This is a genomic window from Streptomyces sp. CRN 30 (assembly GCF_034105845.1).
In genome coordinates, this window is sequence record NZ_JAVRHI010000292.1 from 1 (window position 1) to 3237 (window position 3237).

Annotated in this window: 3 protein-coding genes; all 3 read right to left on the reverse strand. The window is 72.7% G+C overall.

The window, feature by feature from the left end; all coding sequences use genetic code 11:
• Window positions 1-35 precede the first annotated feature (35 nt).
• On the reverse strand, window positions 36-1016 hold the full coding sequence (locus UW392_RS31060) for a PAC2 family protein (RefSeq protein WP_320778486.1): 981 nt from the start codon (window positions 1014-1016) through the stop codon (window positions 36-38).
• Window positions 1017-1147: 131 nt separating this feature from the next.
• Window positions 1148-1819, reverse strand: coding sequence for a FadR/GntR family transcriptional regulator (locus UW392_RS31065; protein WP_320778487.1), 672 nt, complete (start codon window positions 1817-1819; stop codon window positions 1148-1150).
• A gap of 115 nt (window positions 1820-1934) precedes the next feature.
• Window positions 1935-3237: glycerol-3-phosphate dehydrogenase/oxidase (locus UW392_RS31070; protein ID WP_320778488.1), on the reverse strand; the 1303-nt coding region annotated here is incomplete at its 5' end.

Sequence of the window (3237 nt, forward strand, 5' to 3'; positions counted from 1 at the left end):
GTCGGATGCGCGGTGGCATCCGACCCGCGCCCCGCTCACTCGTCGGAGGAATCCTCGTCGTCGCCGGTCTTGGGTGGCTTCGGCGGGCGGGCGCGGCCCCCGGGGCTGTCACGCCGGAACGGTGTCCCGGCCTGGCCCTCGCCGCCGTCCGCCGTGGCGTGACCGCCCGGCCCGCCGCCGTCCCGGCGGCGCAGGTACCGCTCGAACTCGCGGGCGATCGCGTCGCCCGACGCCTCCGGCAGCTCCGCGGTGTCCCGGGCCTCCTCCAGCGTCTGCACGTACTCCGCGACCTCGCTGTCCTCGGCGGCCAGCTGGTCCACGCCCACCTGCCAGGCCCGCGCGTCCTCGGGCAGCTCGCCCAGCGGGATGCGCAGGTCGATCAGGTCCTCCAGGCGGTTCAGGAGGGCCAGCGTGGCCTTCGGGTTGGGCGGCTGTGACACGTAGTGCGGCACGGCGGCCCAGAGCGAGACGGCCGGCACGCCCGCGTGCGTGCACGCCTCCTGGAGGATGCCGACGATCCCCGTGGGACCCTCGTACTTGGTCTCCTCCAGGTCCATGCGGCGGGCCAGATCCGCGTCCGAGGTGGTCCCGCTGATCGGGACCGGACGGGTGTGCGGGGTGTCGCCCAGCAGGGCGCCCAGGATGACCACCAGCTCCACGCCCAGCTCATGGGCGAAGCCGAGCAGCTCGTTGCAGAACGACCGCCAGCGCATGGACGGTTCGATGCCGCGGACCAGCACCAGGTCGCGCGGTTTGTCCCCGCCGACCCGGACCACCGACAGCCGCGTCGTCGGCCACGTGATCTTGCGGACCCCGGCCTCCAGGAACACCGTGGGACGGTTGACCTGGAAGTCGTAGTAGTCCTCGGCGTCCAGCGCCGCGAAGACCTCGCCCTTCCATTCGCGGTCCAGATGCGCGACCGCGGCGGAGGCGGCGTCGCCGGCATCGTTCCAGCCCTCGAACGCGGCCACCATGACTGGGTCGATCAGCTCGGGAACCCCCTCCAGCTCGATCACCCAGCGCCTCCTTCCGACGTGCCCTCGCGTACGTCCCAACCTTACGGCGTGCGACGGGGGCGCCCGCAGCCCCCTTGCACGGGGGAGTGAACGGATCACTGCCCCGATCGCGGCGCCCGGACACCCGTGGATCACAGGGTCGAACGAAGCCACTGTTCGACGGAGGCGATGTGCACCGTGGCCCACGACCGGGCCGCCTCCGCGTCCCGGTCGCGCAGCGCGGCGAGGATCGCCCGGTGCTCGCGCAGCGTGCGGCCGACGGCGTCCTCCTGGGTCAGCCCGCGCCACACCCGGGCCCGGGTGGTGGGCCCGGACAGGCCGTCGAGCAGGGAACACAGGACCGTGTTGCCCGAGCCCTGCACGATGCCCCGGTGGAACTCCAGGTCACAGGCGACCAGCCGCTCCACCGACGGGTCCTCGCCGAGGGCGTCCAGCTGGGCGTCGAGCGCGTCGAGTTCGCGTTCGCCGATCGACACCGCCGCCATCGCGGTCGCGGCCGGCTCCAGGATGCGCCGTACGGCGAGGAACTCCAGCACCGTGTCGTCGCGGTGGAAGTCGACCACGAAGCTCAGGGCCTCCAGCAGGAGCTGCGGGTCCAGGCTGGTGACGTAGGTGCCGTCGCCTTGGCGCACGTCCAGGATGCGGATGAGCGACAGCGCGCGGACCGCCTCGCGCAGGGAGTTGCGGGACAGGCCCAGCTCGTCGGCGAGCTGGCTCTCCTTGGGGAGCCGGTCGCCGGGCCGCAGCGCGCCGGAGACGATCATGCCCTTGATCTTCTCGATCGCCTCGTCGGTGACTGCCACGCTCGGCCTCCGTGCCTGGGGGAAGGATGCCGCTCAGACATCCGATGTATCAGGCCATTATGCGGGGGCCGAAGGCCCCGCGCGCACCGCGCGGGGCCCGCCTGCCGGCTCTTGCCTACTTCTTGTCGAGCAGGTCCTGGACCTTGCCGCGGATCTCGTCCGTGGCCAGGCCCCGGATGGTCAGCGTGGTGCGGCGGCGCAGCACGTCGTCCGGCGTCTCGGCCCACTCGTGGTCCCGGGCCCAGACGACCTGCGCCCAGATCTCCGGCGCGTCCGGGTGGACCCGCTGGGCCAGCTCCGGGTTCTCGTTGGCGATCCGGGCGATGTCCAGGGCCAGCGAACCGTAGTGCGTCGCCAGGTGCTTGGCGGTGTCGGCCGCCATCCGCGGACCGGGCGCCGGACCGTCCACCAGCAGCCGGTGCGCGACCGCGCGGGGGTTGGCGACACCGGGCAGCGGCAGCTTCTTCGGCAGCGAGGCGATCGGCTCGAAGTCGTCGCCCAGCGGGTGGCCCGGCAGCGCCTCCAGCTTCTGCATCACCGTACGGCCGATGTGGCGGAAGGTGGTCCACTTGCCGCCCGCGACGGACAGCATCCCGCCGCGGCCCTCGGTGACGACCGTCTCGCGCTTGGCCTTCGCGGTGCTCCCGGGACCGCCCGGCAGCACCCGCAGACCCGCGAAGGCGTAGGTGATGAGGTCCCGGTCGAGCTGCTGGTCGCGCACGGAGAAGGCGGCCTCGTCCAGGATCTGGGTTATGTCCCGGTCGTTGACGGCGACGTCCGCCGGGTCGCCCTCGTACTCCTCGTCGGTGGTGCCGAGCAGCAGCATGTCCTCCCACGGGAGGGCGAAGGTGATGCGGTACTTGTCGATGGGCGTGGCCAGCGCGGCCTTCCACGGGGAGGTGCGCTTCAGGACCAGGTGCGCGCCCTTCGACAGCCGGATGGAGGGGGCCGCGTCCGGGTCCTCCATGCGGCGCAGGTGGTCGACCCAGGGGCCGGTCGCGTTGAGCACCAGCCGGGCGTCGACGCCGAACTCCTCGCCGGTCAGCCGGTCCTTCAGCTCGGCACCGGTCACCCGGCCCTTGGTGAAGCGCAGCCCGGCCACCTCGGCGTGGTTGAGGACGACGGCGCCCGCGTCGACGGCCGCGCGGACCGTCATCAGCGCCATCCGGGCGTCGTTCATCTGGTCGTCGCCGTAGACGGCCACGGCCTTGAGGTTCTCGGTGCGCAGCTCGGGCACGTCCTGCTGGGCCTTGGCGGGGGAGAGCAGGTGGCCGACACCGTCGCCGAACGCGGACAGCGCCGAGTACGCGAAGACACCGGCCCCGAGCTTCGCCGCGCCGTGCGGCCCGCCCTTGTACACGGGGAGGTAGAACGTGAGCGGGTTGGCCAGGTGGGGAGCGACCTGGCGGGAGACCGCG